Annotated in this window: 1 protein-coding gene; it reads left to right on the top strand. The window is 38.9% G+C overall.

The window, feature by feature from the left end:
* Window positions 1-493 (top strand): RNA-guided endonuclease InsQ/TnpB family protein (locus M595_RS28480; protein ID WP_023070008.1); only part of this gene is annotated, 493 nt, incomplete at both ends.

The raw sequence follows: 493 nt of genomic DNA, 5'->3' as shown, positions 1-493 counted from the left end.
TTTGATGGAAGTCTAAAAACGGTAACAATAACTAAGACGAAAACAGAAAAGTATTATGCTTCAATACTGTTTGAGAACGAGGAGCAAGAACCCGAGATTTCAAGCGAAGGAAAAGCGATTGGACTGGACTTGGGATTGACTCATTTTCTAATTACAAGTGAGGGGTCTAAATATAATAATCCTCGACACTTCAAAAAACACTCACACAACTTAAAACGGAAACAACAGAAGTTATCCCGTAAGCAAAAAGCGTCTAACTCTAGGAATAAAGCACGTAGGTTAGTCGCAAGAGCGCACGAGAAAGTCAGCAACGCAAGGCAAGATTTTTTGCATAAATTGTCTCGCAAAATTGTCAACGAGAACCAAGTGATAATTGCTGAAAATCTCAACGTAAAGGGCATGGTACGCAACCATAATCTTGCCTTAGCAATAAGCGATTGTGGTTGGGGAATGTTCTTAAACTTTGTTGATTACAAAGCTAAACGGGATGGAA

Source organism: Lyngbya aestuarii BL J (genome assembly GCF_000478195.2).
GTDB classification, from domain to species: domain Bacteria; phylum Cyanobacteriota; class Cyanobacteriia; order Cyanobacteriales; family Microcoleaceae; genus Capilliphycus; species Capilliphycus aestuarii.
This window is presented reverse-complemented; position numbering and strand designations above follow the sequence as displayed.